The 26,679-nt window shown below is 71.2% G+C and carries 22 protein-coding genes; 9 read left to right on the forward strand and 13 right to left on the reverse strand.

Annotation, left to right across the window (positions count from 1 at the left end; translation table 11 throughout):
- Window positions 1–411 precede the first annotated feature (411 nt).
- Together WMF26_RS01115 and WMF26_RS01120 are read left to right on the forward strand one after the other, a co-directional pair.
- Window positions 412–840: a hypothetical protein gene (locus tag WMF26_RS01115; protein ID WP_437998790.1), complete on the forward strand. Its 429-nt coding sequence runs from the start codon at window positions 412–414 to the stop codon at window positions 838–840.
- A gap of 192 nt (window positions 841–1,032) precedes the next feature.
- Window positions 1,033–4,353: an ATP-binding protein gene (locus WMF26_RS01120; protein ID WP_437998791.1), complete on the forward strand. Its 3,321-nt coding sequence runs from the start codon at window positions 1,033–1,035 to the stop codon at window positions 4,351–4,353.
- 12 nt (window positions 4,354–4,365) lie between these two features.
- Here WMF26_RS01120 and WMF26_RS01125 read toward each other — a convergent pair whose 3' ends face one another.
- The 4 genes from WMF26_RS01125 to WMF26_RS01140 form a co-directional block, all read right to left on the reverse strand.
- A complete protein-coding gene (locus WMF26_RS01125; RefSeq protein WP_437998792.1) occupies window positions 4,366–5,373 on the reverse strand; it encodes an aldo/keto reductase in 1,008 nt (335 codons plus the stop codon).
- A 265-nt stretch (window positions 5,374–5,638) separates the two neighbouring features.
- Window positions 5,639–6,682, reverse strand: a complete 1,044-nt coding sequence (gene mglC / locus WMF26_RS01130; protein WP_437335386.1) for a galactose/methyl galactoside ABC transporter permease MglC — start codon at window positions 6,680–6,682, stop codon at window positions 5,639–5,641.
- A gap of 35 nt (window positions 6,683–6,717) precedes the next feature.
- Window positions 6,718–8,232 carry a sugar ABC transporter ATP-binding protein gene (locus WMF26_RS01135; RefSeq protein ID WP_437998793.1) on the reverse strand — a complete coding sequence of 505 codons (1,515 nt, stop codon included), beginning with the start codon at window positions 8,230–8,232 and terminating at the stop codon, window positions 6,718–6,720.
- 79 nt (window positions 8,233–8,311) lie between these two features.
- A complete protein-coding gene (locus WMF26_RS01140) occupies window positions 8,312–9,325 on the reverse strand; it encodes a galactose ABC transporter substrate-binding protein (RefSeq protein WP_437998794.1) in 1,014 nt (337 codons plus the stop codon).
- A gap of 482 nt (window positions 9,326–9,807) precedes the next feature.
- Between WMF26_RS01140 and WMF26_RS01145 the strand changes: the two genes are divergently transcribed.
- From WMF26_RS01145 to WMF26_RS01160, 4 genes are all read left to right on the forward strand, one after another.
- Window positions 9,808–10,215: a hypothetical protein gene (locus tag WMF26_RS01145; RefSeq protein WP_437953488.1), complete on the forward strand. Its 408-nt coding sequence runs from the start codon at window positions 9,808–9,810 to the stop codon at window positions 10,213–10,215.
- Between the two features lie 182 nt (window positions 10,216–10,397).
- The gene (locus tag WMF26_RS01150) at window positions 10,398–11,483 is read left to right on the forward strand and encodes a Gfo/Idh/MocA family protein (RefSeq protein WP_437998795.1); all 1,086 of its coding nucleotides are present in this window, start codon (window positions 10,398–10,400) and stop codon (window positions 11,481–11,483) included.
- Window positions 11,484–11,688: 205 nt separating this feature from the next.
- Window positions 11,689–12,255 carry a hypothetical protein gene (locus tag WMF26_RS01155; protein WP_438002506.1) on the forward strand — a complete coding sequence of 189 codons (567 nt, stop codon included), beginning with the start codon at window positions 11,689–11,691 and terminating at the stop codon, window positions 12,253–12,255.
- A 233-nt stretch (window positions 12,256–12,488) separates the two neighbouring features.
- Window positions 12,489–13,484, forward strand: coding sequence for a metal-dependent hydrolase (locus WMF26_RS01160; protein WP_061626303.1), 996 nt, complete (start codon window positions 12,489–12,491; stop codon window positions 13,482–13,484).
- Window positions 13,485–13,766: 282 nt separating this feature from the next.
- On the opposite strand, the gene WMF26_RS01165 is transcribed toward WMF26_RS01160, so the two are convergent.
- Window positions 13,767–14,792, reverse strand: coding sequence for an AraC family transcriptional regulator (locus tag WMF26_RS01165; RefSeq protein ID WP_437998796.1), 1,026 nt, complete (start codon window positions 14,790–14,792; stop codon window positions 13,767–13,769).
- A 122-nt stretch (window positions 14,793–14,914) separates the two neighbouring features.
- Between WMF26_RS01165 and WMF26_RS01170 the strand changes: the two genes are divergently transcribed.
- Window positions 14,915–15,829 (forward strand): NmrA/HSCARG family protein, encoded by a 915-nt coding sequence (locus tag WMF26_RS01170; protein WP_437998797.1) that lies wholly within the window; start codon window positions 14,915–14,917, stop codon window positions 15,827–15,829.
- A gap of 92 nt (window positions 15,830–15,921) precedes the next feature.
- On the opposite strand, the gene WMF26_RS01175 is transcribed toward WMF26_RS01170, so the two are convergent.
- The 3 genes from WMF26_RS01175 to WMF26_RS01185 form a co-directional block, all read right to left on the reverse strand.
- Window positions 15,922–16,296: a molecular chaperone DnaJ gene (locus tag WMF26_RS01175; protein ID WP_437998798.1), complete on the reverse strand. Its 375-nt coding sequence runs from the start codon at window positions 16,294–16,296 to the stop codon at window positions 15,922–15,924.
- A 240-nt stretch (window positions 16,297–16,536) separates the two neighbouring features.
- Window positions 16,537–17,157, reverse strand: coding sequence for a glutathione S-transferase family protein (locus tag WMF26_RS01180; protein WP_061626300.1), 621 nt, complete (start codon window positions 17,155–17,157; stop codon window positions 16,537–16,539).
- Between the two features lie 108 nt (window positions 17,158–17,265).
- On the reverse strand, window positions 17,266–18,705 hold the full coding sequence (locus tag WMF26_RS01185; RefSeq protein ID WP_437998799.1) for an AAA family ATPase: 1,440 nt from the start codon (window positions 18,703–18,705) through the stop codon (window positions 17,266–17,268).
- Window positions 18,706–18,825: 120 nt separating this feature from the next.
- On the opposite strand from WMF26_RS01185, the gene WMF26_RS01190 reads away from it, so the two are divergent.
- On the forward strand, window positions 18,826–19,575 hold the full coding sequence (locus WMF26_RS01190) for a glutathione S-transferase (protein WP_437998800.1): 750 nt from the start codon (window positions 18,826–18,828) through the stop codon (window positions 19,573–19,575).
- A 9-nt stretch (window positions 19,576–19,584) separates the two neighbouring features.
- Here the strand turns inward: WMF26_RS01190 and WMF26_RS01195 are convergent, their stop codons facing one another.
- A complete protein-coding gene (locus WMF26_RS01195; RefSeq protein ID WP_061626310.1) occupies window positions 19,585–20,556 on the reverse strand; it encodes an aldo/keto reductase in 972 nt (323 codons plus the stop codon).
- 62 nt (window positions 20,557–20,618) lie between these two features.
- On the opposite strand from WMF26_RS01195, the gene WMF26_RS01200 reads away from it, so the two are divergent.
- Window positions 20,619–21,230 carry a TetR/AcrR family transcriptional regulator gene (locus tag WMF26_RS01200; protein WP_437998801.1) on the forward strand — a complete coding sequence of 204 codons (612 nt, stop codon included), beginning with the start codon at window positions 20,619–20,621 and terminating at the stop codon, window positions 21,228–21,230.
- A gap of 118 nt (window positions 21,231–21,348) precedes the next feature.
- Here WMF26_RS01200 and WMF26_RS01205 read toward each other — a convergent pair whose 3' ends face one another.
- The 4 genes from WMF26_RS01205 to WMF26_RS01220 form a co-directional block, all read right to left on the reverse strand.
- Entirely contained in the window at window positions 21,349–21,627 is a 279-nt protein-coding gene (locus WMF26_RS01205; RefSeq protein WP_437998802.1) for a hypothetical protein, read from the reverse strand.
- A gap of 267 nt (window positions 21,628–21,894) precedes the next feature.
- Complete coding sequence (locus WMF26_RS01210; RefSeq protein WP_437998803.1) at window positions 21,895–24,075, reverse strand: ATP-binding protein; 2,181 nt, start codon at window positions 24,073–24,075, stop codon at window positions 21,895–21,897.
- Between the two features lie 201 nt (window positions 24,076–24,276).
- Complete coding sequence (locus WMF26_RS01215) at window positions 24,277–25,500, reverse strand: MFS transporter (protein WP_437998804.1); 1,224 nt, start codon at window positions 25,498–25,500, stop codon at window positions 24,277–24,279.
- A 378-nt stretch (window positions 25,501–25,878) separates the two neighbouring features.
- Window positions 25,879–26,664 carry an alpha/beta fold hydrolase gene (locus WMF26_RS01220; RefSeq protein ID WP_437998805.1) on the reverse strand — a complete coding sequence of 262 codons (786 nt, stop codon included), beginning with the start codon at window positions 26,662–26,664 and terminating at the stop codon, window positions 25,879–25,881.
- Window positions 26,665–26,679 lie beyond the last annotated feature (15 nt).

Raw genomic sequence — 26,679 nt, forward strand, 5'->3', positions numbered from 1 at the left:
GGAGGGCGCGCGCACACGGCGACCTCGCGGCGGCTCTGGCGGCTCGGGAGGTCGCGGCACAAGCCCCCGCTCCGGCTCCACGGATAGACGAGCTCGGCGGCCTCCGTCGTCCGGCTAGAGCCGACGAAGGAATGTAAAGAAATGCAAGCCGACGGCGAGCGGCCGCTTGCGACGATGTAGCGTCCAGGGCAGACCGCCACGCCCCCTCACCGCCGCCGAAGCATCTTATGAGTCCTGCTATCCTCGCGAGAAGACAGCGGTGTCTATCTACGCCATATTTATGTATTGATGAGGCTGTTGCCGCCATGTGGCCCGCGAGATCTCAAGCTGAGCCTGCCATGCGACCGCTCGTGGCTTCATGTCGCACCCTGCCTTAACCAAATCTTATCAATGCTTCGTCTTGCACGTCGCGTGAGGCTCTTCTATGTTCGCCGCATCGCAGGCGCGACGCGCGCATTCCGCGCCCTGGACGACGGCCTGCGATACAGGAGCTATGTCATGAAGATGCGACGAGCGTTCGCGGCCTTTGGCATCATTGCTGCTGTGGGCATCACCGGGTGCGTGGGCTCCGAAGAGCCTGCGGAGCCGGAGATCGTCCGCCTGGACCCGAGCGAGGCCGCAGAGAACCCGCTCGGCAGCTGGAGCGGGCCCTCCTCTGGTCCTGCCGCAGAAGCGCAGTCGGTCGGCGAGACCTCAGATTCCGCCGCATACTGTTGGGTGTGGCTCGACTACTGCGTCGACCCGCGTACCGGGACGGGGACCTGCCACGATAACGGCGGCTGTAGCTGGGAGCAGTTCATCAATGCTTGCATTAGCCTGTACGAAGACATCTGCATCTGAGCGTAGCGGGTAGTCCCGCGGCGCGTCTTGAAACCGCTCCCAGCTCGGGTGCGCGCGCCGGCTACGCCGGCAAAGGCCGGCGCGCGCCCGGCGCTGGCAGGCGTTCCCCTGGGTCGCCCGCGCCGGATGCCGGGCCGACGCGCGCCCGCCCGGTGGTAAGGTGGGCGCGTGGTCCTGCGTCCGGCAGCCTGGGTGGGTCGCGACCGAGAGCTGAACCTGCTCGACGACCTGCTCGGCGCGGCGCTCGCCGGCCGCGGATCGAGCGCCCTCGTGGCCGGCGAGGCCGGCATCGGCAAGACGCGCCTGCTCGAGGAGCTCGCCGAGCGCGCGCGGGCGCGCGGCTTCGCGGTCGCGTGGGGGCGGGGGTGGGAGCTCGGTCAGGCGCCGAGCTTCTGGCCCTGGCTCGAGGTCCTGCGCGCGCTGCTCGGGCGGCCGCGGGCGCCCGCGGCGTTCGCCGGCCGGCTGCGCGGGCTCTTGCTCGAGCTCCCGCCCGGGGAGCCCGCGCGCGGCGCGGACGTGTTCCAGCTCTACGACGCGGTCGCCTGCCACCTCTCCGCGCACGCGCGCGAGGAGCCGATCGCGCTCTTCTTCGACGATCTCCACGCCGTCGACCCCTCGTCGCTCGAGCTCATGGAGTTCGTCGCGCGGGGCCTGCGCGCCGAGCGCGTCGCGCTCTTCGGCAGCCGGCGCGACGTCGACGGCCGCCGGCCGGAGGTCGACGGCCGCCGGCCGGAGATCGAGCGGCGCCTCTCGCGGCTCGCGCGGCTCTGCGAGCACCTCGGGCTCGAGCGCCTGTCCGAGGGCGACGTGAGGGTCTGGATCCAGCAGACCACGGGCGACGACGACCCGGGCGCGGCGCGCCGGATCCACGCGGCCAGCGACGGCAACCCGCTCTTCGTGAGCGAGCTCCTGCGGCTGCCCGCGCCCGCCGCGCGGCGCTCCTCGGCGGACCTGCCGGGCACGCTGCGCGCGCTCGTCGGCGAGCGCCTCGCCGCCCTCGAGGCGGGCCACCGCGAGGCGCTGCGCGCCGCGGCGCTGGTCGGGCGCGAGTTCGGGCTGCCCCTCGTGGCGGCGCTGCTCGAGCGGCCCGCCGCGGAGCTCGAGGCCGCGGCGCACGAGGCGTGCGCCCTCGGCGTGCTCGCGCCGGTGAGCCCGGGCCGTTACCGCTTCTCGCACGCCCTCGTGGCCGAGACGCTGGTGCAGGAGCTGCCCCCGGCGCGCCGAGCGCTCCTGCACCAGCGCGCCGCCGAGGCCCTGGAGGCCCGCCACGAGGGCGACCCGGCCGCGCCCCTCCACGAGATCGCGCGCCACTGGCTCGAGGCGGGCGTCGCGTCGGCGCCGCGGGCCGCGCGCGCCGCCGAGCGCGCCGCGCGCCTCGCCATGGCGCGCCTCGCGTTCGCGGACGCCGCCGCGCTCTACGAGCGGGCGCTCGCGGCCGAGGCCCTCGCCTCGCCCGTCGATCCGGCGCGGCAGGGGGAGCTGCTCGTCGCGCACGTCGAGGCGCTGGCGCGCGCCGAGCAGCGAGCGAGCGCCGAGGCCGCGTGCGAAAGGGCCGTCGCGCTCGCGCGGGCCTGCGGGGACGGCGCGCTGCTCGCGCGGGCCGCGCTCGCGCTCGGCGCGGAGAGCCGCGCCGGCGCCGCCGATCGCGAGGTCGCGCGCCTGCTCGCCGAGGCGCTCTCGCTCTTGCCGCCGGGCGACAGCCCGCTCGCGGCCCGGGTCAGCGCGCGGCTCGCCAGCGCGCGCCAGCCCGAGCTCGACCCGCGAGGGCCGATGGACCTCGCCCGGAGCGCCATCGCCATGGCGCGGCGCTTCGACGATCCGGGGCTCTCGCTCTCGGTCATCCACGCCGCGCTCGGCGCCCTGATGGACTTCGCGCCGCCCGGGGAGCGCGCCGGCCTGAACGCCGAGGCGCTCGAGCTCGCGGTCTCGCTCGGCGACGGCCCGCGCGCGCTGCTCGCGGCGCAGCGCCTCGCCTTCGATCGCGCCGAGCTGCTCGACGCGGGCGGCTTCGAGGGCGCGCTCGGCCGCTGCGAGGCGCTCGCGCGCGAGCTCGGCCAGCCGCGCTACGGCTGGGTGCCCGCCATGTTCCGGTCGATGCGCGCCGAGTGGCAGGGCGACCTCGAGCGCGCCCTGCGCTGGGAGGACGAGGCGCGCCGGATCCGCGATCAGGGCGCCGCGGAAGGCGCGAGGCTCGTCCCCTCCCGGCCGCTCGCGCGGGCGCTCGGGCGCTACGACCCCGAGCGCCTCGAGCGCTTCCTGGGCGAGCTCTCGAGCCGGGCGCCCGACAGCGCCGCCGTGCCCCTGTTCACGGCGCTGCTCGCGAGCTGGCGCGGCCAGGAAGGGCCCGCGCGCGCGGCGCTCGACGCGCTGTGCGCGCGCGGCTACGCGGGCTTCCTGCGGCGTCCCGAGCCCCCGCGCGGCGGCCCCGGGCCGGACGATCCGACCGTCGCCGGGTACATCCACATGCCGGAGCTGGCCGTCGAGATCGCGTGCGCGCTGGGGGACGCGCCCTGGGCGCGGGCGCTCTACGACGAGCTCGCCCCGTCCGCCGGCACGGCGTTCGTGCTGACCACGACCGCGTTCTCCCTGCACGGGCTGGTCGATCTCGCCCTGCTCAACCTGAGCGCCGCGCTGTCGCGCTGGGACGACGCCGAGCGGCACGCCCGCGCGGCCCTCGCCGCCGCCGAGCGGCTGGGCGCGCGGCCCCTCGCGGCGCGCATCCACCACGATCACGCCCGCGTCGCGCTCGCGCGCCGGCGCACGGCGGGGGCCAGCGAGCGCGACGCGCTCGCGGCGAGCGCCCGGGAGCGGCTCGAGCGGGCCGCGGCCCTCGCGGGCGAGGTCGGCCTGAGCGCGCTCGAGGAGCGCTGCCGCCGGGCGCTCGCCGGGCTCGAGGGCGCGCCGCTCGCGCCGCCCGCGCCGCCCGCGCCGGCCGACCCTGCGCCGGCGCCGGCCGACCCTGCGCCGGCGCCGGCCCGCCCTCGACCCGGGCGCGCCGAGCCGCTGCGGCTCGTCCGGGAGGGCGAGTACTGGACCGTCAGCGCCGCGGGCGCCCTGTGCCGCGTGCAGGACAGCCGCGGCATGCGCATGCTGGCGCAGCTCGTGGACGAGCCCGGCCGAGAGCTCCACGTGCTCGAGCTCTCGGGCAGCCCCGCGGGCGTCGATCCCGGCGACGCGGGCGAGATCCACGACGCGCGGGCCCTCGCCGAGTACCAGGCGCGGGTGCGCGAGCTGCGCGCCGAGATCGAGGAGGCCGCGGCCTTCAACGACCTCGGCCGCCGCGAGCGGCTCGCCGCGGAGCTCGAGGCCGTGACCCGCGAGCTCTCGCGCGGCCTCGGCCTCGGCGGTCGCGCGCGGCGCGGCGCCTCGGCGGTCGAGCGCGCGCGCGTCAACGTCCGCCGCCGCCTGACGCTCGCGCTGCGCCGCATCCGCGCCGCGAGCCCCGCCATCGCCGACGAGCTCGAGGCGGCGCTGCGCACCGGCGTGCACTGCGTCTACACCCCCCCGACCTGAGCGCCGCGCCGCTCAGCCGTTCGCACGGTCGAGCTCCGCGCAGAGCTCGGGCGAGAGCTCCAGGTTCACGGCGCGCAGGTTCTGCTCGAGCTGCTCGAGCGTCCGCGGCCCCACGAGCGGGACCACGCGGGGGGCGCGCTGGTGCATCAGCCACGCGAGCACCAGCTGGTGCGGCAGCACCTCGAGCCTCCGCGCGATCGCGGCGACGGCCGCGAGGCGCGCGTCGCTGTCGCTGCCGGCGTAGGGCTGCATGGCCCAGTGGCCCTGCCGCTTCTCGGCGCTGTCGTAGATCCCCTTCAGGATGGGCGAGTACGCGACCAGCGTCAGGTCCGGGTGCTCGCGCAGGTAGTCGAGCTGCTCGTCGTCCACGATCGACGTGTGCTCGAGGCCCTGGCGCCGGCGGAGGTAGCTGTGCTGCTGCTGCAGCGCCACCGGCGCGGGCCAGCCCTCGGCCGCGCAGCGCTGGCGGATGCGCTCGAGGCGCCAGGTGCGCACGTTCGACCAGCCGATGAACCGCGCCTTGCCCGCCTTCACCAGCCGGGCGAGCGCCTCGAGCGTCTCGTCGAGCGGGGTCACCCGATCGTCGACGTGCACGTAGTACAGGTCCACGTGGTCCGTCTGCAGCCGGCGCAGGCTCGCCTCCAGGGCGCGCTCGAGCGTCTCGCGGCCGGCGCCCTCGAAGTCGCGGCGCGCGCTCGTCCAGTCGACCTCGCCGCCGCGCCAGTGCGCGTCGGGGGTCCGCACCATCGCCGCGCCCTTGGTCGCGAGGAACACCTGCCCGCGGTTGCCGCGCTGCGCGAGCCAGCGCCCCAGCACCGCCTCGCTCTCGCCGCCGCGGCTGCCCTGTCGCAAGAACCAGCCGTAGCAATTGGCGGTGTCCAGGAAGTTGCCGCCCCGCTCGACGTAGCGATCGAGCATCTGCCGCGACTCCTCCTCGCTCGTCAGCGTGCCCATCAGCATGCAGCCCAGGCTCAGCTGGCTGACTTTCTGGCCCGTGTTTCCCAGCTCGACGACCTTCATCGTGCGCTCTCCTGGCTCGAGGTGCCGCATCGGGACCGCGCCCGGCGCATGCCGTTTCCCGGGCCGCCCGCCTCGAGCCGCGCGGGCGCCACCCGAGGGGCGTAACTTGGCGAGGAACGGACGTAACCCGGGCGATCTCGCGGCGCCGGCCGCGCCAGAGGGCCCGCCGTTCCCCAACGAGCCCGCCGTTCCCCGACCTGGCCGAGACCTCTCGGGCCAGCGCCGCGTCGCCCAGGCTCGTCCCGGCGCTCCCGGCGACGGAGGCTCAGCGCTTCCGCAGGTACTTGCGAATGTCGACGGAGACGGCCGCCACGATGATGATGCCCTTGATGATCTGCTGCCAGTAAGGGGACACCCCGAGGATGACGAGGCCGTTGTTGAGCACCTCGAAGATGAGCACTCCGGTGAGGATGCCGCCGACGGTCCCGACGCCGCCTGACGTCGAGACGCCGCCGATGACGCAGGCCGCGATGGCGTCGAGCTCGTACATCAGGCCATAGTTGTTGGTGGCGCCGCCGGTCCTCGCCGCGAGGAGCGCCCCGGCCAGGCCGTAGAGGGCGCCGGCCAGGAGGTACACGAGCAGGAGCGTCTTCGGGACGTCGACCCCCGAGACGACCGCCGCTTCGCGGCTCGAGCCGATGGCATAGATGTTCTTGCCGAGGCGGGTCTGGTTGAGGAGCACCCAGATGAAGAACGTGATCACCGCCGCGATGATGACGAGATACGGCAGCGCCCAGTCGCCGCCGAAGCGGATCGCGCCGGTGCCGATGGCGGTGAAGTCGTCCCGCAGGCCGCCGATCGGCTGGGCGCCGAGCGGCGGGCGGTCGACGTAGAGCGACGCGGCGCCATAGGCCATGATCATCGTGCCGAGCGTGGCGATGAAGGGCGGCACGTTGAGGAAGGCCACGATCGACCCGTTGACGAGCCCGACCGTGGCGCCGACGCTGACGGCCGCGGCGACGCACAGGAGCACCGGCTGGCTGGCGAGGTGCGGGTACATCCGGCTCGCGTAATCGGGCCGCTGCAGCAGCGAGGCGGCGACGCAGGCGGCGAGCCCCACCGTGCGGCCGGCGGACAGGTCGGTCCCGCGCGTGATCAGGACCCCTCCCTCGCCGAGGGCGATGATCACCCGGACGGAGGAGATGATGAGGACGTTGATGAGGTTGGCCACGCTCAGGAAGCTGGGCCGCAGGACGCCGATCACGAGGACCAGGAGGAGGAGGACCAGAGAGATCGCCTGCCGGCTGGCGAACTCTCGAACTGCCCTCATGCGATCGCGGGCGGCGCCGCCGGCGCTGCTGGTTGCCATGGAGTGGTCCCTCTGCTTTCGATCGATCCGGTGGCTCAGCGGAACTGCGTGGACAGCGACATGATCTCCTCCTGGGTGGCGCTCTTGCCTTCCAGGATGCCCGTGACCCGCCCCTCGCACATGACCATGATGCGATCGGACATGCCGAGCACCTCGGGCAGCTCCGAGGAGATCAGGATGATGCTCTTCCCCCGCCTCGCGAGGTCCGCGATGATCGTGTAGATCTCGTATTTGGCGCCGACGTCGACGCCCCGGGTCGGCTCGTCGAGGATGAGGATGTCGGGGCTCGTGAGGAGCCAGCGCGCCAGGATGACCTTCTGCTGGTTGCCGCCGGACAGGTCCTGGATGAAGGCGCGCGTGCTCGGCGTCTTGACCCGCAGCGCCTCCACGAGCCGCCGCACGTCCGCCTCGGCGCGGCCGAGATCGAGCAGGCCGGCCCTGCGCTCGTAGCTCTTCCAGCTCGCCAAAAGCGTGTTGTCGGCCACGTGGAGCATCGGGAAGATCCCCGTCGAGCGGCGCTCCTCGGTGAGGAGCGCCATCCCGCGCGCGATGGCCCTGATAGGGCTCCCGAGCTGCGCCTCTCTCCCGTCGACGACGACACGACCCTTCGCGACGGAGCGCAGCCCGAACAGCGCTTCCATCACCTCGGTGCGCTGGGCGCCCACGAGGCCGCTCACCCCGAGGATCTCGCCCCGCCGGAGCTCGAAGCTCACGTCCTCGAAGGACCCCGGATCCGCCGAGGTCAGCCCCTCGACGCGCATCACCACCTCGCCGGGGTCGTTCTCGCGCGGCGGGAACCGGTGCGTCATGTCGCGGCCGACCATGCGCTGGATGATGAGATCGGTCGTGAGCTCGGACGCCGGATAGGTCCCCACGAGGCGCCCGTCGCGCATGATGGTGACCTCATCGGAGATGCGGAGGATCTCCTCCATCTTGTGCGAGATGTAGATGATGGCCACCCCCTCGCCCCGGAGCCTGTCGATGATCTCGAAGAGGTGCTCCACCTCGTGCTCGGTGAGCGACGAGGTCGGCTCATCCATGATGATGATCTTGGCGCGCCGGGAGACCGCCTTGGCGATCTCCATCGACTGCAGCTTCGAGACCGGGAGGTCCACGGCCCAGGCGGTCGGGTCGATGTCCATCCGGAGCTCCTGGAAGAGCGCCTGCGTGTCCCGCAGCATCTTCTTGTGATCGACCAGCTTGAGCGGCCCGAACCGGCGGATCGGGAAGCGCCCCAGCCAGAGGTTCTCCATGACGCTCCGGTAGGCGATCGGCTGCAGCTCCTGGTGGATCATGGCGATGCCGTGATCGAGCGCGGCGCGCGACGACGACAGCGATACGGTCTTGCCGGCCAGCGCGATCGTGCCGGCGTCCGGCGTGTACATGCCGAACAGGCACTTCATCAGCGTGGACTTGCCCGCGCCGTTCTCCCCCATGAGGGCGTGGACGGTGCCCGGACGGACCCGCAGGGTCACCGAGTCCAGGGCCTTCACCCCCGGGAACACCTTGGAGATGCCGCTCATCTCGAGGGCGTAATCGGCGCCGGCCATGACGATCTCCTGTTGCTCTCGGCCGGGGGAGGCGGCGCCGGCCGCTCCCCGACCGACGCGCGTCGCCAGCGCGCTGGCCTCACTTGTACTGCTGGTGGTTCTCCTTCGTGACCTTCCGGTAGGGGACCCAGACGTACCTGCCGTCGAGCGGCGCGACGCTGGTCTTGACCTCGGCGCCGGTGGCGAGCGCGAGGGAGATGTCGAAGATCGCCTTGCCCTGGCTCTTGGCGTCGTTGAGGACGGTGCCGAGGAGCGTGCCGCTCGCGATCGCGTCGAGGGCGGGCGGCGTCGCGTCGACGCCGACGACCGGCATGTACTTGCCGCCGGTGAAGTACCCGGCCGCCTTGAGCGCCTCGATCGCGCCGAGGGCCATGTCGTCGTTGTTGGCGAGGACGACCTCGATCTTGTCGTTGTGCGCGGCGAGGAAGGCGGCCATCTTCTCCTGCCCCTTGACGCGCTCCCACATGGCCGTGTCCTCCGCGAGCTTCTCCACCTGGAGCCCGGCGCCGGTGATGGCCTTGATGGAGTACTCCGTGCGGATCGGGGCGTCCTGGTGCCCGGGCTCGCCGGTCAGCATGACGTACTGGATCTTTCCATCCTTGTTCCGGTCGGCCTCGGGGTGGGCCTTCCAGTAGTCGACGACGATCTCGCCCTGCATCGTGCCGGACTGCTCAGCCTCGGCGCCGACGTAATAGGCCTTGTCCCACCTGGCCATGTCTTCTTTGAGGGGCTCGCGGTTCCAGAAGACCACCGGCACGTCCTTGGCCTTGGCCTTGTCGATGATGATCGGCACCGCGGTCCGGTCGACCAGGTTGATGGCCATGACCTTGAAGCCCTGCACGAGGAACTGGTCGACCTGATCGTTCTGGATGGGCTGCTGGTTCTGGCTGTCGACGATGTTCAGCTCCGCCTTGCCCTTGGCGCTCTCCTCGATGGTCCGCCGTATGTACGACATGAAGGTGTTGTCGAATTGATAGACGGCGACCGCCAGCCTGGGCGTGCCGGAGGCGGCCGCGCCGCTGCTCGGGCCGCCTTCCTGACAGCCGGACATCATGACGGCGACGGCGGCCGCCGCGAAACAAAGCGCCCTCATATGGAGATCTCCTTACGCATCAGCCGTCGAACGAGCGAGGCTCGTCGTGGTCTCTCTGGATTCCCGCTGGTGAAAGGACGAGCGCCGTCGAGCGGCGATCGCTTCCACGACGACCGAGCGACGGAGTCGGTGCCTAGACCCGGAGGTCTCGGCGCGCAGGACGGCCCGCCCGTGGCGAAGCAAAAGCACGCACTTCGTCCACATGTTAACGATAACATATGGGGTGTCAACGCGAATCGAACGGCCTGCGGGCCGCCTCGATCCCGGGGAGGACGAGGCGAGCGGGGCTCCTCCGAAGCGCCGCGTCAGGCGGGGAGGGCGCCCGCCCGCGGTCGCGGCGGCCGGCCGCCGCTGCGCGCCCGTCGAGGATGGCGGCGTACATCGGTCGATTTGGATTGACGCCCGTCATGTTAACGTTAACATATGCGTCCTGAGCCGCGATCTCGCGGCTGAGCTTGCCCTTACCTGACAGGAGACGTCGCATGTCGATGAGCATGAAGCTGATGGGTGCCATGTTGATGAGCGTCGGCATTGGCTTTGCGGGGGCCGCGTGGGCCGCGGGCGGGGCGGCGGACGTCCCCGCTTCGGTGGCCGAGGGGAAGGATTTCGGTTGTGGTGCAAAAGGACAGAAGGCCTGTCCGATGCAGGGCTGGATGAAGACGGTGATGCAGTCGGCGACCACGAGCGGCGACGGCGCGAAGATCGCGTCGGCGCTGGATTACGTCGCGTCGAAGCCGCCGCCCGGGATGCCCAAGTGGGTCGCGATCTCGAAGGAAGGCGCGGAGAAGGCCAAGAAGGGCGACATCGACGGCGCCAAGGCGAGCTGCAAGGCGTGCCATGATCTGTACAAGGCGGAGTACAAGGCGAAGCTCCGCGACGCCGCGTTCTGAGGCGCCTTTCACGGCGCTCCCCCTCTCCGCAGCTCGCGCCGGGCGCGCCCCCTCCTGGCAGCCCTGGCCGTACCCGCCGGGGCTCAGGCCAACGCTGGCCCGGGAGAGCTCCGGCCGATCCCGACGACGTTGCGTTTACAGACGCGCCGCTCGCCACTAGCCTGGCGAGCAGTGAGGTGCCCATGTCCACATCAGCCCAAGGTCCAGAGTCCGACGAACAACTCACCCCGGTGCGCTGGGGCGTCCTCGGGGCGAGCAACTTCGCGCTGACGGTCAGCCTCCCTGCCATGAAGCGGGGGCCCCTCACCCAGCTCGCCGCGCTGGCGTCGCGCGACATCGGCAAGGCGACCGCCGCCGCGCGATCGCTCGGCATCCCGAGGGCGTACGGCAGCTACGACGAGCTGCTCGACGATCCGGAGATCGACGCGATCTACAATCCGCTGCCCAACCACCTGCACGTGAAGTGGACGGCGCGCGCGGCCCGCGCCGGCAAGCACGTCCTCTGCGAGAAGCCGATCGCGCTCAGCGCCGAGGACGCCGAGGCGCTTGTCGACGTGCAGCGCGAGACGGGCAAGCTGATCGCCGAAGCGTTCATGATCCGCAACCATCCGCAGTGGCAGCAGGCGAGGGACTGGGTGCGCCGCGGCAAGATTGGCGAGCTGGTCAGCGTCCAGGCGGCGTTCTCGTACTACAACCGCGACGCCGCAAATATCCGCAACAAGAAGGCGGTCGGGGGCGGCGCGCTCTACGACATCGGCTGCTACGCGGTGAACACGTCGCGCTTCCTGTTCGGGCGCGAGCCCGTGCGGGCGATGGCGCTCGTCGACCACGATCCAGAGTTCGGCACCGACCGCTTGACCTCGGGCCTGCTCGACTACGGCGGCGCGCACCTGACGTTCACGTGCAGCACGCAGGCGGTGCCCTACCAGCGCGTGAACGCGTTCGGCACCAAGGGCCGCATCGAGATCGAGATCCCGTTCAACGCCCCCGGCGACCAGCCGTGCAAGGTATGGCTCGATGACGGCTCGACGCTGAACTGCAGCTCGGCCAAGGTCATCTCGTTTCCCGCCGTCGACCAGTACCACCTGCAGAGCGAGGCGTTCTCGCGCGCCATCCGCGCCGGGGGGCCCGTCGAGAATTCGATCGAGGTCGCGGTCGGCAACATGCGCGTCATCGACGCCCTCTTCCGTTCCGCCGAGAGCGGGCGCTGGGAGAAGATCTCGCCCGCGACAGGCGCGGGAGGGAGACCGCTCAGAAGCGTGCGTTGAGCGCGGCGAGCTCGCCTGGCTCGTGGGCTGCCCCGCTGGCTCGTTGGGCTGCCCCGCCCGTTCCCGGCGCGTCGCCGCCCACGGCCAGGCGCCGTTCTTCACGAAAGCTGCACGGATCGCTCCACCAAGCTCCACGAGCTGCTCATGCCGCCCACCCGTCCTGTGAGCTAGGGTGAAGCCATCACTCAAGCACGGCGGTGAGGCGATGACAGGAACGGCGCACAACGGTGGCGGACGGCGCGGAAGCCCCTGGAGGGTAGCGGTCTGGGGCATTGCAGCGCTCGTCCTGCTGCTGCCCTTGATCGCGATGCAGTTCACCGAAGAGGTGGCCTGGGATCTGGCGGATTTCGTCATCTTCGGATCCATGCTGGTCGGCGCCTGCGGCGCCTACGAGCTGGCTGCGAGGGGGACGAGCAACAACGCGTACCGAGCCGCCGTCGGCGTTGCGCTCGCGGCGGCGTTCGTCCTCGTCTGGATGAACCTCGCCGTCGGGATCATCGGGAACGAGGAGAACCCCGCCAATTTGATGTATAGCGGGGTGCTCGCCGTCGGGATCCTCGGGGCCATCATCGCGCGCTTCCAGCCACATGGAATGGAGCGCGCGCTGGTCGCGACGGCGATCGCCCAGGCGTTGGTCGCCGTGATCGCGCTGATCGCCGGATGGGGCTACACCTTGATCCTGACAGGCGTCTTCGTCGCGTTGTGGCTCACATCGGCCCGGCTGTTTCGGAGGGCGGCGCGGGAGCAAGCTCACGCGGGCGCAGCGCCGTAGGCGGACCCGCGACGTGCGCTATCGACCCATGGCGCACGGTCAGGCCGTCACCTTGCGCGCCAGGGCGAGCTCGGCTGGGTTCGGTTTCGTCCCCGCAGCGCGCGGTCGCTGGTAGCGTCTCGACCTCGGCGGGGCCGGGACCTCGGCGCTGTGCGCAAGGCCGCAGAGCTCGCCTCGCCGAGCCGGTCACGGCCTTGCGCTCGCTCGGGGCCATGAGGTAGCTGACGGCCCTCATGGACACGCTGACGCATGGGCTCCTCGGGCTGGCGGTCGGCGCGACGCGTCGCCCCGACATGAGGCCCGGCGAGGGGCGGGCGTCGCCGACCGACCGCGCCGTCCTGCTCTCGTGCGTGATCGCCGCCGAGCTGCCGGATCTCGACTATTTCTGGCCGGCCGGGGACGCGGTGCTGCGCACCCTGCGCGCGCACCGCGGGCCGTCGCACGCGCTCCTGTTCGCGCCGGTGGTGGCGGCGGTGGCCGCCGGGGTCGCCTGGCTCGTCCTGCGGCGGCGGGCTCGGTTCGGCCCGGTCTACGCGTTCAGCGTCCTCTCGGTCGCCCTCGCGCACCTCTTGCCGGATCTCTGGACCGGGTGGGGAACGCGCCTGCTCCTCCCGTTCTCGGACGCGCGCCTGACGCTCGACTGGACCGGCGTGCTCGACCCGCTGGTAACGCTGCCGCTCGCCCTCGGCGCGCTCGTCGCGTGGCGCCGGCGGGCGCGCTGGCGGCGCGCGATCCTCGTCGGCGCCGCCGTCGCCGCCGTGTACGTCGGCGGCCGGATCGCCATGCAGCAGGTGCTCGTCGCCCGCGTCGCCGCCGCCCACCCCGGAGCGCAGCGCGTCGCCGTGTTCCCCGCGATGCTCGGCGTGACGACATGGCGCTTCATCGCGACGCACGAGGACGCTTACGCGGCCGGCACGGTCGACCTGCTCGGCGGCGCGCCGACCGAGGAGCGCCGGGTCGCGCGCGCGCCCAGCGGCCCTGTCCCCGCCCGGGTCGCCGCCGTCCCGACCGTGCGTGAGGCGCTCGCCTGGGCTCGCTTCCCCGTGGTCCGCCACGCGCCCGCCGGCGACGGCGGGACCACCGTGCGCGTCGCCGACCTCCGCTACCACCTGCGCGGCGACCCGACGCTCGAGTTCATCGTCGACATCGCCCCCGACGGCGCGGTGACGCGCGCCCGCCTCGAGCGCGGCGGCTCCGCCCGCGAGCTCCTCGACCGCTGGCGACAGTAGCGCTTCGCGCCTGCCGCGAGCACGCAACGCACCCGCGTCGCCTCTTGCATTTGCCAGAGGCTTTCATCGTCGACGCAGAGGGCCCGAGAACCAAAGGAGACAAACCACAGAGGCACAGAGGGCACAGAGGAGAAGAGGAAAAGAGAGTTCTTTTCTTGCACTCCTCTGTGCCCTCTGTGCCTCCGTGGTTTGAATCTTGTTTCCTCTCTACAACGGCGTGCGGACGCACAGCGCCATCGGGTACGCAGCGGCGCGCCGACGCCATGGGCGCGCATCGGCGCCTCACGCCCTCGGGGCGCGTCGAGCCGGCGGAGCCTGGGCTCGAGGCCGAGCGCCTGGCTCAACGCCAAGATCGCTCTGGCGCGCGTGCTGCTGGCGACGGTAGGCCCCCGGCGCCATGCCCGACCACTGCCGGAACGCGTGGCCGAACGAGGCCTCCGACGCGTAGCCGGTGAGCTGAGAGGTGAGCGCGAGCGTCGCGCCTTCGCGCAGCAACATCGTGGCCTTCTGCATGCGCATCCGCGTGAGGAAGCCGAGCGGCGGCTCGCCCACGAGGCTCGTGAAGCGCGCCGCGAAGGCAGACCGCGACAGCCCGACCTCCTCGGCGAGCGAGGCGACCGTCCACGGATGCTCCGGCCGACGGCTCATCAGGCCCATGGCCGTGGCCACGCCCGGGTCGCGCAGCGCGCTGACCAGCTCGAGCGATCGACACGAGTGCGAGGGCCCGTCGCCGAGCGTCTCGACATACGCCCGCATCACGTGGACGAACAGCACGTCTGCCATGCGAGCGAGCACGAGATCGGCGCCGAACGGCCTCGACTCGATCTCGCGCGTGAGGAAGCGGAGGTGCTCCACGAGCGACGTCTGACCCGCGCCCGCACCCGTGAGCCGGAACGCGGGCGGCAACGACGACACGATCGGGACGGCGAACGGATCCTCGAGCTCGACGAGCGCCGACGTGATCCGCGTCTCGGTCCCCGCGCCGCCCAGGGTCAGGTGCCACACGCGACTGTCGCCGCTCGCGCGGACCCCGGGCAGCTCTTCGAGCGCGACGACCGGCGTGCCTTTGCGATCCCGGAGCGAATGCGCCCGGCCGTGCGGCACCACGGCGACGTCGCCGGCCGTCAGGTCGAGCGCGTGGCCGTCGTCCTCGGTCGAGAGCCAGGCCGCGCCGCTCACCACGTGGTGGATGCAGAAGGTCGAAGGCCTGCTTCGAAGCGCGACGCCCCACGGCGCCCTCGCGTCGAGGCAGGCCCACGACGCCGCCCTCGCTCGAACCGAGGACAGGAGCTCGCTCAGCGGGTCCACGAGCGGCCCCGGATGGACGATTTCGCAAGCAACGTGGACGCGCTCGACTGGTCGCCTCCGCGCGAGCGCCGCATGGTTGGGGGGTAATTCGAGGCCTTCATTCGCCTCTGAAAGGATAACTCATGTCCACCGAAGCGACCACCGAGCCGGTGCTGGTCACCGGCGCCACTGGCAGGCAAGGCGGAGCCGTCGCCGCTGCGCTGCTCGAGCGAGGCGTCCCCGTGCGTGCGCTCGTTCGTGACCCTGGCGCGGCCCCTGCGATCGCGCTGCGCGCGCGCGGTGCGGTCCTCGTGCGGGGCGACTTCGACGATCCCGGCTCGCTGCGCGCCGTCTGCGAGGGAGCGCGGGCGGTGTTCTCCGTGCAGCACCCGAACATGGCCGACCTCGAGTCGGACTCCGAGCGAGCGCAGGGGAAGAACCTCGTCGAGGCAGCCCGGGCGACCGGCGTTCCGCAGTTCATCCATACGTCGGTGTCCGGAGCCGGCGCGCACCACCGGCGAGCGCCGGGCTGGGAGCTCGAGCGGGGCGCCAGCCGCAACTACTGGGAGAGCAAGGCGTACACCGAAGAGCTGGTGAAGAATGCCGGATTCCGCTTCTGGACCCTCATCAAGCCGTCCTTCTTCATGGAGAACTTCATCCGCCCTTCCATCATGTTCGAGGGGGGCACGGGCGACCGCCTGCTCACCACGATCGCGCCTGACACGGAGCTCGCCGTTGTCGCCGTGCAGGACATCGGGGCAGCGGCCGCGGCCGCTGTCCAGGAGCCGTCACGGTTCCACGGCGTGGAGCTCGAGCTCGCCAGCCAACGGTTGACGATGCGCGAGATCGCTCGTGCGCTGTCCCGCGCGCTCGACCTCCCCATCGAAGCTCCGTCGCTCACGGCCGACGAGGCCATCGCCCGGGGTCTGATGCCCATGATCGCGCACCCGCACGCGCGGCTGAACCACTACGGCAGCCCGGCCACCCCCGAGGCGGCGCGCGCGCTCGGCATTCCGCTCACCGACTTCGAGACCTGGCTTCGACACCACCGTGTGTGAATCTCAACCCGGAGGCCCTCGGCAGCCGTCGTGTCGAACGATTCAGGTGACGCTGTAGCGTCCGCGCTCCTGAAGGGCTCGCGGCAAGCCGATCACGATCCGGGCGGACGGAGCTGCTTGCGGACCTTCTTGATGAAGGTCTGCGTGCACTTTCCGTGGGTGGCCTCATGCTCGATGATCTCGAGCGTGAGCTTGGCCTTCGTCCCGCTGGAGAGATGCGCAGCCGCGTTCACCTCCCTGGCGAGCTGGATGCCCTCCAGCGACGCGGGTCCCTGCGGCTTCTCGACGGCCGCCGTCTTGTTCGGCTGCCGGAAGTGGGAAGGCTTCGTCTTGGTGACGTCGCGGAAGCGGGGGTCGTCCGAGCGCCGGCCGGTGCCGTGGCAGCCCGGGCAGGTGGCGGTGCTGCCGGAGAACGAGTTGGCGATGCGGCCGTCGCCGCCGCAGACGCCGCAGGATTCACTGGTCATGAGCCAGGCCCTCGGGTCGGGGTGGGTGCTTCGGGTCCTTCATGCCGAGAGCATACAGGCGATCGTGGCTCGTGGGAGCCTCGCCTGGGGCGATCCTCCGTTTTGCGCGTGGTTCGCTGCGAGCGCAGCGGCGCGCCCGCCCCCTCGGCACCGAGCCGCCCGTCGGCGCGCCGACTGCGCAGATCGGCGGCCCGGCTCTCCTGGTGATGCTCCGCAAGCGCCACGGCTGGGGCGGAGACGTCAGCCCGGCCGGACCCGCTTGACCGCAGGACGGCTCGTGCAGCGGGCGATCCACGCGTTCACGTTCGCGAACGGCGAGAGATCCACGCCGAAGCGGGCCAGGAACGGCAGGGCCGTCACGAGCGCCACGTCGGCGAGCGAGAACTGGTTGCCCACGAGGTACTCCTTGCCCTCGAGCGCGCGGTCGAGGATCCCGACCCCGTCCGCGAGGTCCTGCTTCGCGCCCTCGGCGACCTTGGGGTTGCGCTCGTCGGCGGGGAAGCGCTCTAGCGTGTTGCGCAGGAGGCGCGTCGTCGCCTCGTACAGCGTGACGTTGGCCCAGGCCATCCACTTGAACGCCTCGGCGCGATCGGCGCCGAGCGGCGGGAAGAGGCCCTTGTCCACGCCGTAGCGCTCGCCGAGGTAGAGCAGGATCGCGAGCCCCTCGAAGATGGGCTTTCCATCGACGACCAGCAGCGGGACCTTGCCGTTCGGGTTGAGCGCGAGGTACTCGGGCTTGCGCTGATCTCCCGCCGCGAGGTCGAGCTTGACCTTCTCGTAGGGGACGCCGAGCTCCTCGAGCGCCCAGTGCACTCGGTCTGCGCTCGTCATGGGGGCGTAATAGAATTTGAGGTCGGACATGCGGCGAGCAGAACCCCGCCGCGCGCGATCCGCAAGGGGCTTCGTTCGTCGCGCATGAGCTCGATCTCCAGGCCAGCGCGTCATCCTCGCGGGTAAGCGTCGGGCGGCTCACTCCGATATGGCGCTGGCCCCGAGCAGGCTCTGGGTGAGCTTTCCGCCTTCGACCGCGAGCTCGCGTAACGCGGTGTCGATGTACCGGTCCTCGACGACGCGCCCGGCCCCCTCGTCGGCGGCGAAGAGCGCGGCCTTGCGCAGGAGCTCGCGGAGGAAGGCCGCGCTCACGCCCTTCGTCCTCGCCACGAAGGCGTCGAGTTGCGAGAGGCGCAGCTCGAGCCCTCGGCCGTAGAGCTCGAAGAGGCGGCGACGGCAGCCCTCGTCGGGCAGCGGCACCTCGAGCGCCTGATCGATGCGCCCCGGCCGCGCCGCCAGCGCCGGCTCGAGGATGTCGGGCCGGTTGGTCGTCAGGATGAAGAGGATGTCGGCGTCGTCGGAGAGCCCGTCCATCTGGTTCAGCAGCTCGAAGAGGACCGCGTTGCTCCCCGCGCACTGCCGGGTGCGCTCCTCCGCGACGAGATCGACGTCCTCGAGGATCACCGTCGCCGGCTCGAGCAGGCGCGCGAGCGCGCACGATTGCTCGATGAGCCCCATGCCCCGCCCGGTCAGCAGGATCACCGTCCGATCCGGCATCTGCCCCGCGAGGTACATCGCCGTGAGCGTCTTGCCCGTACCAGGAGGTCCATGCAGCAGCATGCCGCGCTTGAGGTGGCGGCCCATCGCCCTGAGCTCGCCGCGGAGCTCGGCGAAGCGGACGGCCTGGCGCTCGATTCGCTCGAGGAGACCTTGCGGCAGGATGATCTCATCCTTGCCGATGGCCGGCAGCCGATGAAACCGCACGTCGATGGTGCCTTGCTGCGGCTGCTCGAGGGAGATGACGTGGCCCCGGTAGATGCTCCGCGCGCGCATCGTGTTCCGCACCTCGGCGAGCACCGCCTCCGCTTCCGCGCGCTCCGCGGCCATCACCTCCAGCGTGAGGCTCTCGCGCCACCCCGCTGACGCGCTCACGTACACCACCAGGCGCTGCTCGCCGCGCCGGACGAGGTGCACGCCGCTGCGGACGCAGGCGATGACCCGGCCCTGATCGAGCGGCAGGTTGACGTACTCCACGGGCCCGACGTCGATCCCTGCGCCGGGCATCGCGCTCCGGGGCGACGCGATCTGCGAGAGCCTCGCCGTGAACATCTCGTGCGTCGAGGTGATCCCGAAGAGCTCGGCCTCGCGCTCCGGCTGACCGAGGTAGGCCTGGAGAGCGAGGTGCAGGTTGGGGTGCTCGTACTTCGCAAACTGCTCGGACACGACGGGCATCTGCGCCGGATCTCCGCCCAGGTGCTCGCGAATGCGCCGCCGTATCTCCGGCTCCTGTGCGGGCGCCTGCGCTGTCATCTGCTCGAGGAACGCCTGAAAAGAAGCGCCGAACGTCGACGGGTCGAGCTTGGGGTCGGTCATCTTCGTCACCACCACCGCCGAGGCTACACGAGCCGCAGCGGCCATGGACCTCTCCTTCGGCGGCGCGGCGCAGGGGGCACCGGCTCGCGTGCCCGCGCCGGACCCGGCGGACCGCTCGGCCGCGCGCCCATTGACCGCGGCCACCGGCGGCGCGAGTTATCCGTCATGAACGCGCCCACGTACGAGCTGTATTACTGGCCGGGCATTCAGGGCCGCGGCGAATTCGTGCGCCTCGCGCTCGAGGACGCCGGCGCTCCTTATGTCGATGTCGCCCGCCTGCCCGCGGCGAAGCACGGCGGCGTCGCCGCCATGCAGAAGCTCATGAAGAGCCACGCGCTCGCGCTCGAGCCCTTCGCGCCGCCGTTCCTCCGCTCCGGCGACCTCGTGATCGCGCAGGTGGCCAACATCCTCTTCTACCTCGGCCCGCGCCTCGGCCTCGCGCCGGACGACGAGGCGAGCAGGCTCGGCGCCCATCAGCTCCAGCTCACCATCACCGATCTGGTCGCCGAGGTGCACGACACGCATCACCCCATCTCCGTCGGGCTCTATTACGAGGACCAGAAGCCCGAGGCCCTCCGCCGCAGCCAGGCCTTCCTCGCCGAGCGCATGCCCAAGTTCCTCGGCTATTTCGAGCGCGTCCTCGAGCGCCACGGCGGCCGTCACCTCCTGGGAGGCGCGATGTCCTACGTGGATCTCTCGTTGTTCCAGGTGATCGAGGGCCTCCGCTACGCGTTCCCGTACGCCATGGCCGCCTTCGCGCCCAGGATCCCTGGGCTCGTCGCGCTGCGCGACCGCGTGGCCGAGCGCCCGCGGATCGCGGCCTACCTGGCCTCGGATCGGCGGATACCCTTCAACGAAGACGGCATCTTCCGGCGCTATCCGGAGCTCGATCCGGCGACGTCGAAGAGACGATGAATGAGTCGCTTACCGCGCCGCGTACTTCATGACGAACGGAGGGTACCGATCGCCGACGATCGCGCCCGGCGCGAACGCCGCGTCGAGCTGCGCGAGCTCGTCCGGGGAGACGCGCACGTCGAGCGCCGAGAGGTTCTCGTCGAGCCGCGCGCGCCGGCTGATGCCGACGAGCGGCACGATGTCGTCGCCGCGCGCGCGCAGCCACGCGATGGCCAGCTGGGCTGGCGTGCAGCGCTTCCGGGCGGCCATGTCGACGAGCGGGCGAGCGGCGCGGACATTCTGCTCCAGCGCGTGTCCCTCCATCCGCGGCGCCACGAAATGCGCGCCAGGGCTCGGCGCCGTCGCGCCGCTGAGCAGCCCGTCGGCGAGGACGCGGTAGGCGACGATGCCGATCCCGAGCTCGCGCGCGGTCGGCAAGATCTCTGCTTCGATGAAGCGGCACGCGAGCGAGTACTCGATCTCGAGCGCGGCGATGGGGTGCACCGCGTGCGCGCGGCGCAGGAGCTCTGCGCCGACCTCGGACACGCCGACGTGACGGACTTTGCCCTCGCGCACGAGGTCGGCGATGGCGCCGATCGTCTCCTCGAAGGGCACGTCGGGATCGGGTCGCCCGGGCTGGTAGAGGTCGATCTCGTCGACGCCGAGGCGCTGGAGCGAGTAGGCCGCGAACGTCTTCACCGTGGCCGGGCGGCCGTCCATCCCGAGGAACTTGCCGCCCGGGCTACGCAGCATGCCGAACTTCACGCTCACGAAGGCCCGGTCGCGCCGGCCTTCGATGGCGCGTCCGATGAGCGCCTCGTTGTGCCCCATGCCGTAGAAGTCGGCGGTGTTGAGCAGGCTCATCCCGGCGTCGAGCGCCGCCTGGATCGTGGCGATGCTCTCGGCGTCGCTGCCGGCGCCGCGGCTGGGCGACATCCCGCCGCAGCCGAGGCCCAGCGCGCCGACGAGCGGACCGTTCTTGCCGAGATGCGTGCGCGGTATCATGGGCATTGTTCGATCCTCCCCTCAATGTTAGAGCGAACGCTCTAACAATGGTTCGCCGCATGCGCACTGTCAACCCCGACCAGCACGAGAAGAAGCGTCGCGAGCTCCTCCGCGCCGCCCTGCGTCGCTTCGCCGCCGAGGGCGTGCAGGCCTCCATCGCGAGCATCTGCGCCGAGGCGGGCGTCAGCCCTGGGCACCTCTACCATTACTTCCCGAGCAAGGAGGCCATCCTCGAGGGCATCTTCCAGCTCGTGCTCGACGAAGCGACCGCGCACCTGTCGGGCGACGTGAAGGACGCGCGCGACCTCCCCGCGCTCGTGGCCGACCTCTACGGCGGCAAGGGGCCGGCCCTCCTCTTCGACCTGCTCGCCGAGTCGCAGCGCAACGCCGCGATCGCGGATCGGCTCCGGCGCCACAGCGCCGAGATGAAGCAGCTCCTCGCGGGCGCGATCGCGCGTGGACAGGCCGCCGGCCTCGTCGACGACACGCTGCCGGCGGCGGACCTCGCGACCCTGCTGCTCGCCGTGCTGGACGGCGGCAAGGCGATCCGGCTACGCGATCCGGGCGTCGACCGCGACCGCGCGCGCGAGATGCTGCTCGCGCTCGTGTCGCGCGTGCTCAGCGCGTCCGGTGATCGGCCGGGTGCAGGCGTGGGTCGGCGACGAGGATGAGATCCGCGGCCGTGCCGAGGATGCGCGGGCCGACGCCGGGGAGGTCGAGCGTTTGGGTTTCTTCACTTCTGAGGAGCGTCTGCTCCACCGTCGCCGCGCTACTCCACGAATCGGCGCGCTACTCCACGAACCGGAGCCAGTTCAGGTTGATGTAATTGAGCCACTCGCCTGCCGCGGTGCCGGTGACGTTGGCGCCGGGGCCGGTGGGGGCGTCGGCCGTCGGTTCGAGATCGACGTGCTGACCACGGTAGAAGCCGGTCGCGTTGCCGACCGTGGTGTCGTGGTAGGCGAGGCCCTCGTAGCCGTAATCGAAGTTCTCCGCCTCGATCGTGCTCGTCAGCGGCGCGTGCGTGAACTGGTAGGGGGTGGTCCGAAGGGAGCCCCCCTGCGTGTTCACGCCGCGGTCCTTGAGCCACGTCAGGACGTCGTAGCGCGCCGCGGAGTCGAGCCGGGGGCTCCTCGCGCGAGAAACAGCCTTTCCTTCAGAGATTCGTACGCGGCCGGCTGATTTTTCATGGGGGTGCGGAACCGGGCCGCGGGGATGACCGGCAGACGAGGGCCGGGGCGGGCTCACGTCCCGCCCGGGGGAGCGGCGAGGGCCCGCAGCAGCACGTCGCGCTGCGCCCGCTGGCCCGGCGTCACGATGGGCTTGCGGATGTTTTGACTAAGAAGCGCGGGTGCCGACGGAGGACAGGACCCGCTCGAGCTCGGTGGGATCGATGGGCTTCGTCATGTGTAGATCGAACCCCGCCTCCCGGGCGCGCCGGCGATCTTCCGCGTGGCCGTACCCGGTCTGAGCGATGAGGTAGGCCCGCGCCGTGGCGGGATCGGCGCGCAGCGCCCGCGCGAGGGCATACCCATCCATCCCCGGCAATCCGAGGTCGCAGAGCACCACGTCGGGCGCGAGCGTGCGCCCTACGGCGAGCCCCTCGGGGCCCGTGTACGCGACCTCGACGTGATACCCGAGGAGGACCAGCAATTGCTTGAGGATGTCCGCCGCGTCGAGGTTGTCCTCGACCACGAGCACCCGGAGCACATCTCGCGACGCGGTCGCAGGCCGGACGCGCTCCGGTCGTCGGACGGAATGAACTGGCGTGGAGGAGAGCGGCAATCGGACGCGGAAGGTCGATCCGAGACCTAGGCCCTCGCTGTGGGCCTCGACGGATCCGCCGTGCCATGCGACCAGGCTGTGCACGAGCGAGAGCCCGAGGCCGAGGCCGCCGCGCCGTCGATCGAGGCTGCTGTCGGCCTGGCTGAAGGTTTCGAAGACGCGCGGGATCATTGATGGATCCATGCCGATCCCCGAATCCTCCACCACGATCACCGCGGTGTTCGTCGCCGGATCCGTCTCCAGGCAGGCGAGCACCCGGCCTCCCGTGTCCGTAAATTTGAGCGCATTGTGCAGGAGGTTGCCAATGACCTGCGTGAGGCGCGTGTAATCCCCGTAGGTCCAGACCGGCTCGTCCGGGGCGGAGACCAGAAGCTCGATGCCATTGCCCTGGAAGGCCGGCGCATAATCGTCCGTGACCTGACGGACGATCTGCGCGAGATCACAGGGCTCTTTTCGTAGCTCGATCTTGCCCCGGGCGACGCGCGACACGTCGAGCAAGTCGTCGATCATCCGGGCCATGTGCGCCACCTGACGCTCGATCATGTCGCGCGTCCGAATGACCTCGGGCGCGTCGCCGCCGGTGATGTCGAGCACCTGAATGGCCGTACGAATGGGCGCGAGCGGATTGCGCAATTCGTGGGCGAGCATCATCAGGAACTCGTCCTTGCGGCGATCGGCCTCCCGGAGGGCCTGCTCGCTCTCGAGCAGCGCCTGCTCTGCCCGCTTTCGTTCGGTCACCTCCTGCACCACGACGTTGATGCCGAGCATCGTGCCTGCCTCGTCGCGCACTGGGTGGACGCTGACCAGCCAATGACGGTCCCCCTCGGGCCGCGCACACCGGAGCTCGCAATTCGTCACCTCCTGCCCCGTCTCGAGGACACGCTCGCAGAGGTCCTTGAACGACGTGGCCTCGGGGATGAACTCGCCGAGCGTGCGGCCGAGGTGCTCGGAGATGGGCCGACCTGTGATGCGCGCGAGCGTCTCGTTGACGCTCACGTACCGGAGATCCCGGTCGAGGAAGCAGAGGCCGACGGGGGCCGTCGAATACACGTTCTGCAGGAGCGCGAGGTGGCGCTGCGTGGCCTGCTCGCTCGCGCGCAAGCTCCGGCAGAGGCGATTGCGTTCGAGGACGGCTGCCACCTGCACGCTCAGCGTCTGCATGAGCGAGAGCTCGTCGGCGTTCATGTGCGGGCGTTTGCTGGTGGCGAAGGCCAGGGTCCCGAGCAGTCGGCCGTGCGAGATGAGTGGATATCCCGCATAGGCCTGCACGCCCGCCTTTTTCAGCTCTGACCCGCATTCCAGGCTCGAGCGCTGGAGATCGAAGGCGATGAGGGGCATCCGCGTCGCCGCCACGGTCCCACACATGAACTGGCCGAACCCGATCTTCCGATATCGCCGCTCGTCCTCGGGCGAGATGCCCGCGGCCGACTCGAGGACGAGGGTATTCGGCTCGTCGCCGAGCATGTAATTGAAGTAGAGCTCGACGCCGAGGTCGTTTGCCAGCTCCTCGAAGAGGGATCCGAGGAGAGCCGAAGGCTCGTCGCAGAGGACGAGCCGACTCGCGGCTTTTGCCAGGATCCTCAGGTGCGCGTGTTCGGCTCGCGCTTGCCTGGGCGCCTCGGCTGCAAGAGCGAATGTCGGGTCGGGCGGCACGTGTACCGATCGGGCGGCGTCGAGGGCTTCCTCGATCCGCTCCCTTTGCGTTCGCACTGCAGTGTACTGCGCAGCAGGCACGGAGCCACTTCGACGCTCAACGCCCGAGCGTCCGCGCTCCGCAGAATTTCCAGAGCCGGGGCGAGTCGCGTCGTAAGCTGTCTTGCTGACGCTCTACAGCGGACGAGCCTCCGCATCGCGGCGGGCTGTGCCGCATTCCATCCAGGCATGCCAGACGAGCACGTGGCGCGTGCGCCGCGTGAGCTGACTCAGCTGCTGCGGTCACTCCGACTCGCCCTCGGCGAGCGCGACGGGCTGGTCGCTCTCGGTGAGCACGCCGCGCCCGTGCCACACCATCAGCACCGCATAGAGCGCCGCGAGCGCGCGAAAACCGCTGAGCAGGCCGAAGCGCTGCCCGAGCGAGCCGCCCGCCACCGCGCCGATCAGGCTCCCGGCCGGTCCCGAGAGCGAGAACAGGCCGCCCACCCGGCCGCGGCCGAGCTCGGCGGTGAGCGCCGCGAAGCGATTGACGCTCGTGAGGTGCTGCACGCCCAGCCCGAGCCCGAGCAAGACCGCCCCGATCCACAGCGACGCGACGCCGAGGGGGAAAGCGAGCAGGAGCTCGGTCGCGAGCAGCAGCGAGAAGGCGATCGCGTAGCGGGCAGCGTCGCGCAGCGGCGACAGGACGCCCCCGGCGAGGAGCAAGGTCAGCACGAACACGGCGCCCTGGAGGGTTACCAGGCTCGCGGCTTGCGGCACCGAGAGGTGAAACTCGCGAATCCCGATCAACACCACGAACACGGCGAAGTAGGACATCGCCATCTGACCACACAGCTCGATGAGCATGCTCTGACGCAGCTCGCGGCGAGACAGGATGATCCCGACCTGCCCGCGCAGGCGCTCGACGAGCGGCGTGGCGGAGCGCCCGCGGCCGGGGGGAGCCCCGGAGAGCACGCGATCGCCGACGACGACCGTCGCCAGCAGCCCGAGCCCCGTCACCACGAACACGCCGGTGTAGCCGAGCAGGCCCAGGAGCTGCGCGCCGAGCATCGGGCCCACGAAGAACATGCCGAGCGAGTGGGACGCGCGCTGCCAGCCTGCCTTGCGCGGGCCGAGGCGAGGGAGCAGGTGGAGAAACTCGGTCTGGGTCGCGACCATGCGAAATGGGTTGAGCAGCCCGAAGACGACGACGCCCGCGATGAGCTGCCAGGGCCGATCCATCTGGGTGAAGCCGAGCAGGTACAGCGCCGCGCCCGCGAGGCCGCCGAAGCGGTAGAGCGGCCGGCTGCCGTGGCGGTCGATCAAGCCTCCGACCGGCATCGAGAGCAGCAGCATGCCGGTGAACTGCAGGCCGCCGACCAGGCCGATCTGCCAGGGGGAGGCGTGGAGAGAGGCGGCATACAGCGGCAGGACCACCTTGGCCACGCCGTTGCTCGTGCCCGCGAGCAGGCCGAGCACCATGAAGCCGAGGAGATAACGCTGGGGGAGAGACGGAGAAGAGGTCATCACGCGAACCGAGGCGAGCGGCCCGCGGACGGCGCGTTCGTCCGCCGTGCCGAATCGGGGGGCTGCCGCGCGGGCGCCCTGCAAATCACGCTCCCGGGCCGGCGCAGGCCCATGGCGACCGCCTCGTCGCCGCTGGCGCCGCGGCAGGAGGCCGGCGTCAGCGCGCCGCCCGCCGCCTGCTGCTCCAGCAGCACCCGCGCAGCACGCGTCCGCTGCTGGCGCAGCAAGGGGGCATCCGGTATGGCGCAACGATGTCTCCCTTGACGGACGTTCGAGGGCGGGCTCGGGCCGACGGGCATCGGCGAGGGCGAGAGGCCCGCGCGTGAAACGAGGGCCGCGGAGAGTTCCTTGGGGCGTCCGCGATTTGCGCCTTCCGGCTCACGCGGATTCGAGCTCCGTGACGAAATCACGCAGCGCGGACGCGAGCGCGAGGGGCGCCTCGAGGGGCGACAGGTGCCCTGTGCCGGGCAGGACGCGCAGGCGGGCGCCGGCGATGCGCGGCACCACCTCGCGCCGCAGGACGTCGAGGCGCTCGACCTTGTCGAGCTCACCGGCGATCACCAGCGCGGGCGCGTCGATCGACGCGACGTCTGCGGAGATGTCCTCCTGCGACGCGACGTGCGGCCAGGCGGCCTTGGCGGCGGGCGCGCCGCGCAAGCTGTCCTCAATGACCTGCTGGCGCAGCGCGGCGCTCAGCGGATGCGCGGTCAGCACATGATCGAGCACAGAGCCGACCGATTCCGGCGAGTCGTAGGCGCGGGCCATGGTCGCGCGTTGCTCGTCGCTGAGCGGCATCGGCGTGGGCGGCGCAGGGGCGACGAGGGCGAGCCCCCGCAGTCCGGCGGGCCGGCGGGACGCTAGCAGCTGCGCGACCTTGCCGCCCATCGAGTGGCCCACCAGCACGTGGCGCTCGAGGCCGAGCGCCTGGATCACGGCCTCCGCGTCATCGGCCAGATCGCCGATGCGATAGCCCTCTTCCGGTGCGTCGGAGTCGCCCCAGCCGCGGTGGTCGATCGCGACCGTGCGGCACCTCGGGGAGAGGGCCTCGGCCACCGCCGCCCACGTGCGCGATGAGCCGCCCCAGTAATGGAGGAAGACGAGGGCGATGTCCCCCTCGCCTCGCTCCCGGACATGGATCTGGATCCGATTCGCCGTGATCTTCATGAGCGCTCCGTCCAG

This window comes from Sorangium sp. So ce185, from assembly GCF_051526825.1.
Lineage (GTDB): Bacteria > Myxococcota_A > Polyangia > Polyangiales > Polyangiaceae > Sorangium > Sorangium cellulosum_D.

What these genes read in the sequence shown, in the direction of transcription:
- WMF26_RS01200 (WP_437998801.1), top strand. Translation starts at nt 20,619, where the DNA reads ATGCGCACTGTCAACCCCGACCAGCACGAGAAGAAGCGTCGCGAGCTC.
- WMF26_RS01150 (WP_437998795.1), top strand. Translation starts at nt 10,398, where the DNA reads ATGTCCACATCAGCCCAAGGTCCAGAGTCCGACGAACAACTCACCCCG.
- WMF26_RS01140 (WP_437998794.1), bottom strand. Translation starts at nt 9,325, where the DNA reads ATGAGGGCGCTTTGTTTCGCGGCGGCCGCCGTCGCCGTCATGATGTCC.
- WMF26_RS01215 (WP_437998804.1), bottom strand. Translation starts at nt 25,500, where the DNA reads ATGACCTCTTCTCCGTCTCTCCCCCAGCGTTATCTCCTCGGCTTCATG.
- WMF26_RS01190 (WP_437998800.1), top strand. Translation starts at nt 18,826, where the DNA reads ATGAACGCGCCCACGTACGAGCTGTATTACTGGCCGGGCATTCAGGGC.
- WMF26_RS01160 (WP_061626303.1), top strand. Translation starts at nt 12,489, where the DNA reads ATGGACACGCTGACGCATGGGCTCCTCGGGCTGGCGGTCGGCGCGACG.
- WMF26_RS01125 (WP_437998792.1), bottom strand. Translation starts at nt 5,373, where the DNA reads ATGAAGGTCGTCGAGCTGGGAAACACGGGCCAGAAAGTCAGCCAGCTG.
- WMF26_RS01170 (WP_437998797.1), top strand. Translation starts at nt 14,915, where the DNA reads ATGTCCACCGAAGCGACCACCGAGCCGGTGCTGGTCACCGGCGCCACT.
- WMF26_RS01155 (WP_438002506.1), top strand. Translation starts at nt 11,689, where the DNA reads ATGACAGGAACGGCGCACAACGGTGGCGGACGGCGCGGAAGCCCCTGG.
- WMF26_RS01180 (WP_061626300.1), bottom strand. Translation starts at nt 17,157, where the DNA reads ATGTCCGACCTCAAATTCTATTACGCCCCCATGACGAGCGCAGACCGA.
- WMF26_RS01145 (WP_437953488.1), top strand. Translation starts at nt 9,808, where the DNA reads ATGTCGATGAGCATGAAGCTGATGGGTGCCATGTTGATGAGCGTCGGC.
- mglC (WP_437335386.1), bottom strand. Translation starts at nt 6,682, where the DNA reads ATGGCAACCAGCAGCGCCGGCGGCGCCGCCCGCGATCGCATGAGGGCA.
- WMF26_RS01175 (WP_437998798.1), bottom strand. Translation starts at nt 16,296, where the DNA reads ATGACCAGTGAATCCTGCGGCGTCTGCGGCGGCGACGGCCGCATCGCC.
- WMF26_RS01135 (WP_437998793.1), bottom strand. Translation starts at nt 8,232, where the DNA reads ATGGCCGGCGCCGATTACGCCCTCGAGATGAGCGGCATCTCCAAGGTG.
- WMF26_RS01185 (WP_437998799.1), bottom strand. Translation starts at nt 18,705, where the DNA reads ATGGCCGCTGCGGCTCGTGTAGCCTCGGCGGTGGTGGTGACGAAGATG.
- WMF26_RS01220 (WP_437998805.1), bottom strand. Translation starts at nt 26,664, where the DNA reads ATGAAGATCACGGCGAATCGGATCCAGATCCATGTCCGGGAGCGAGGC.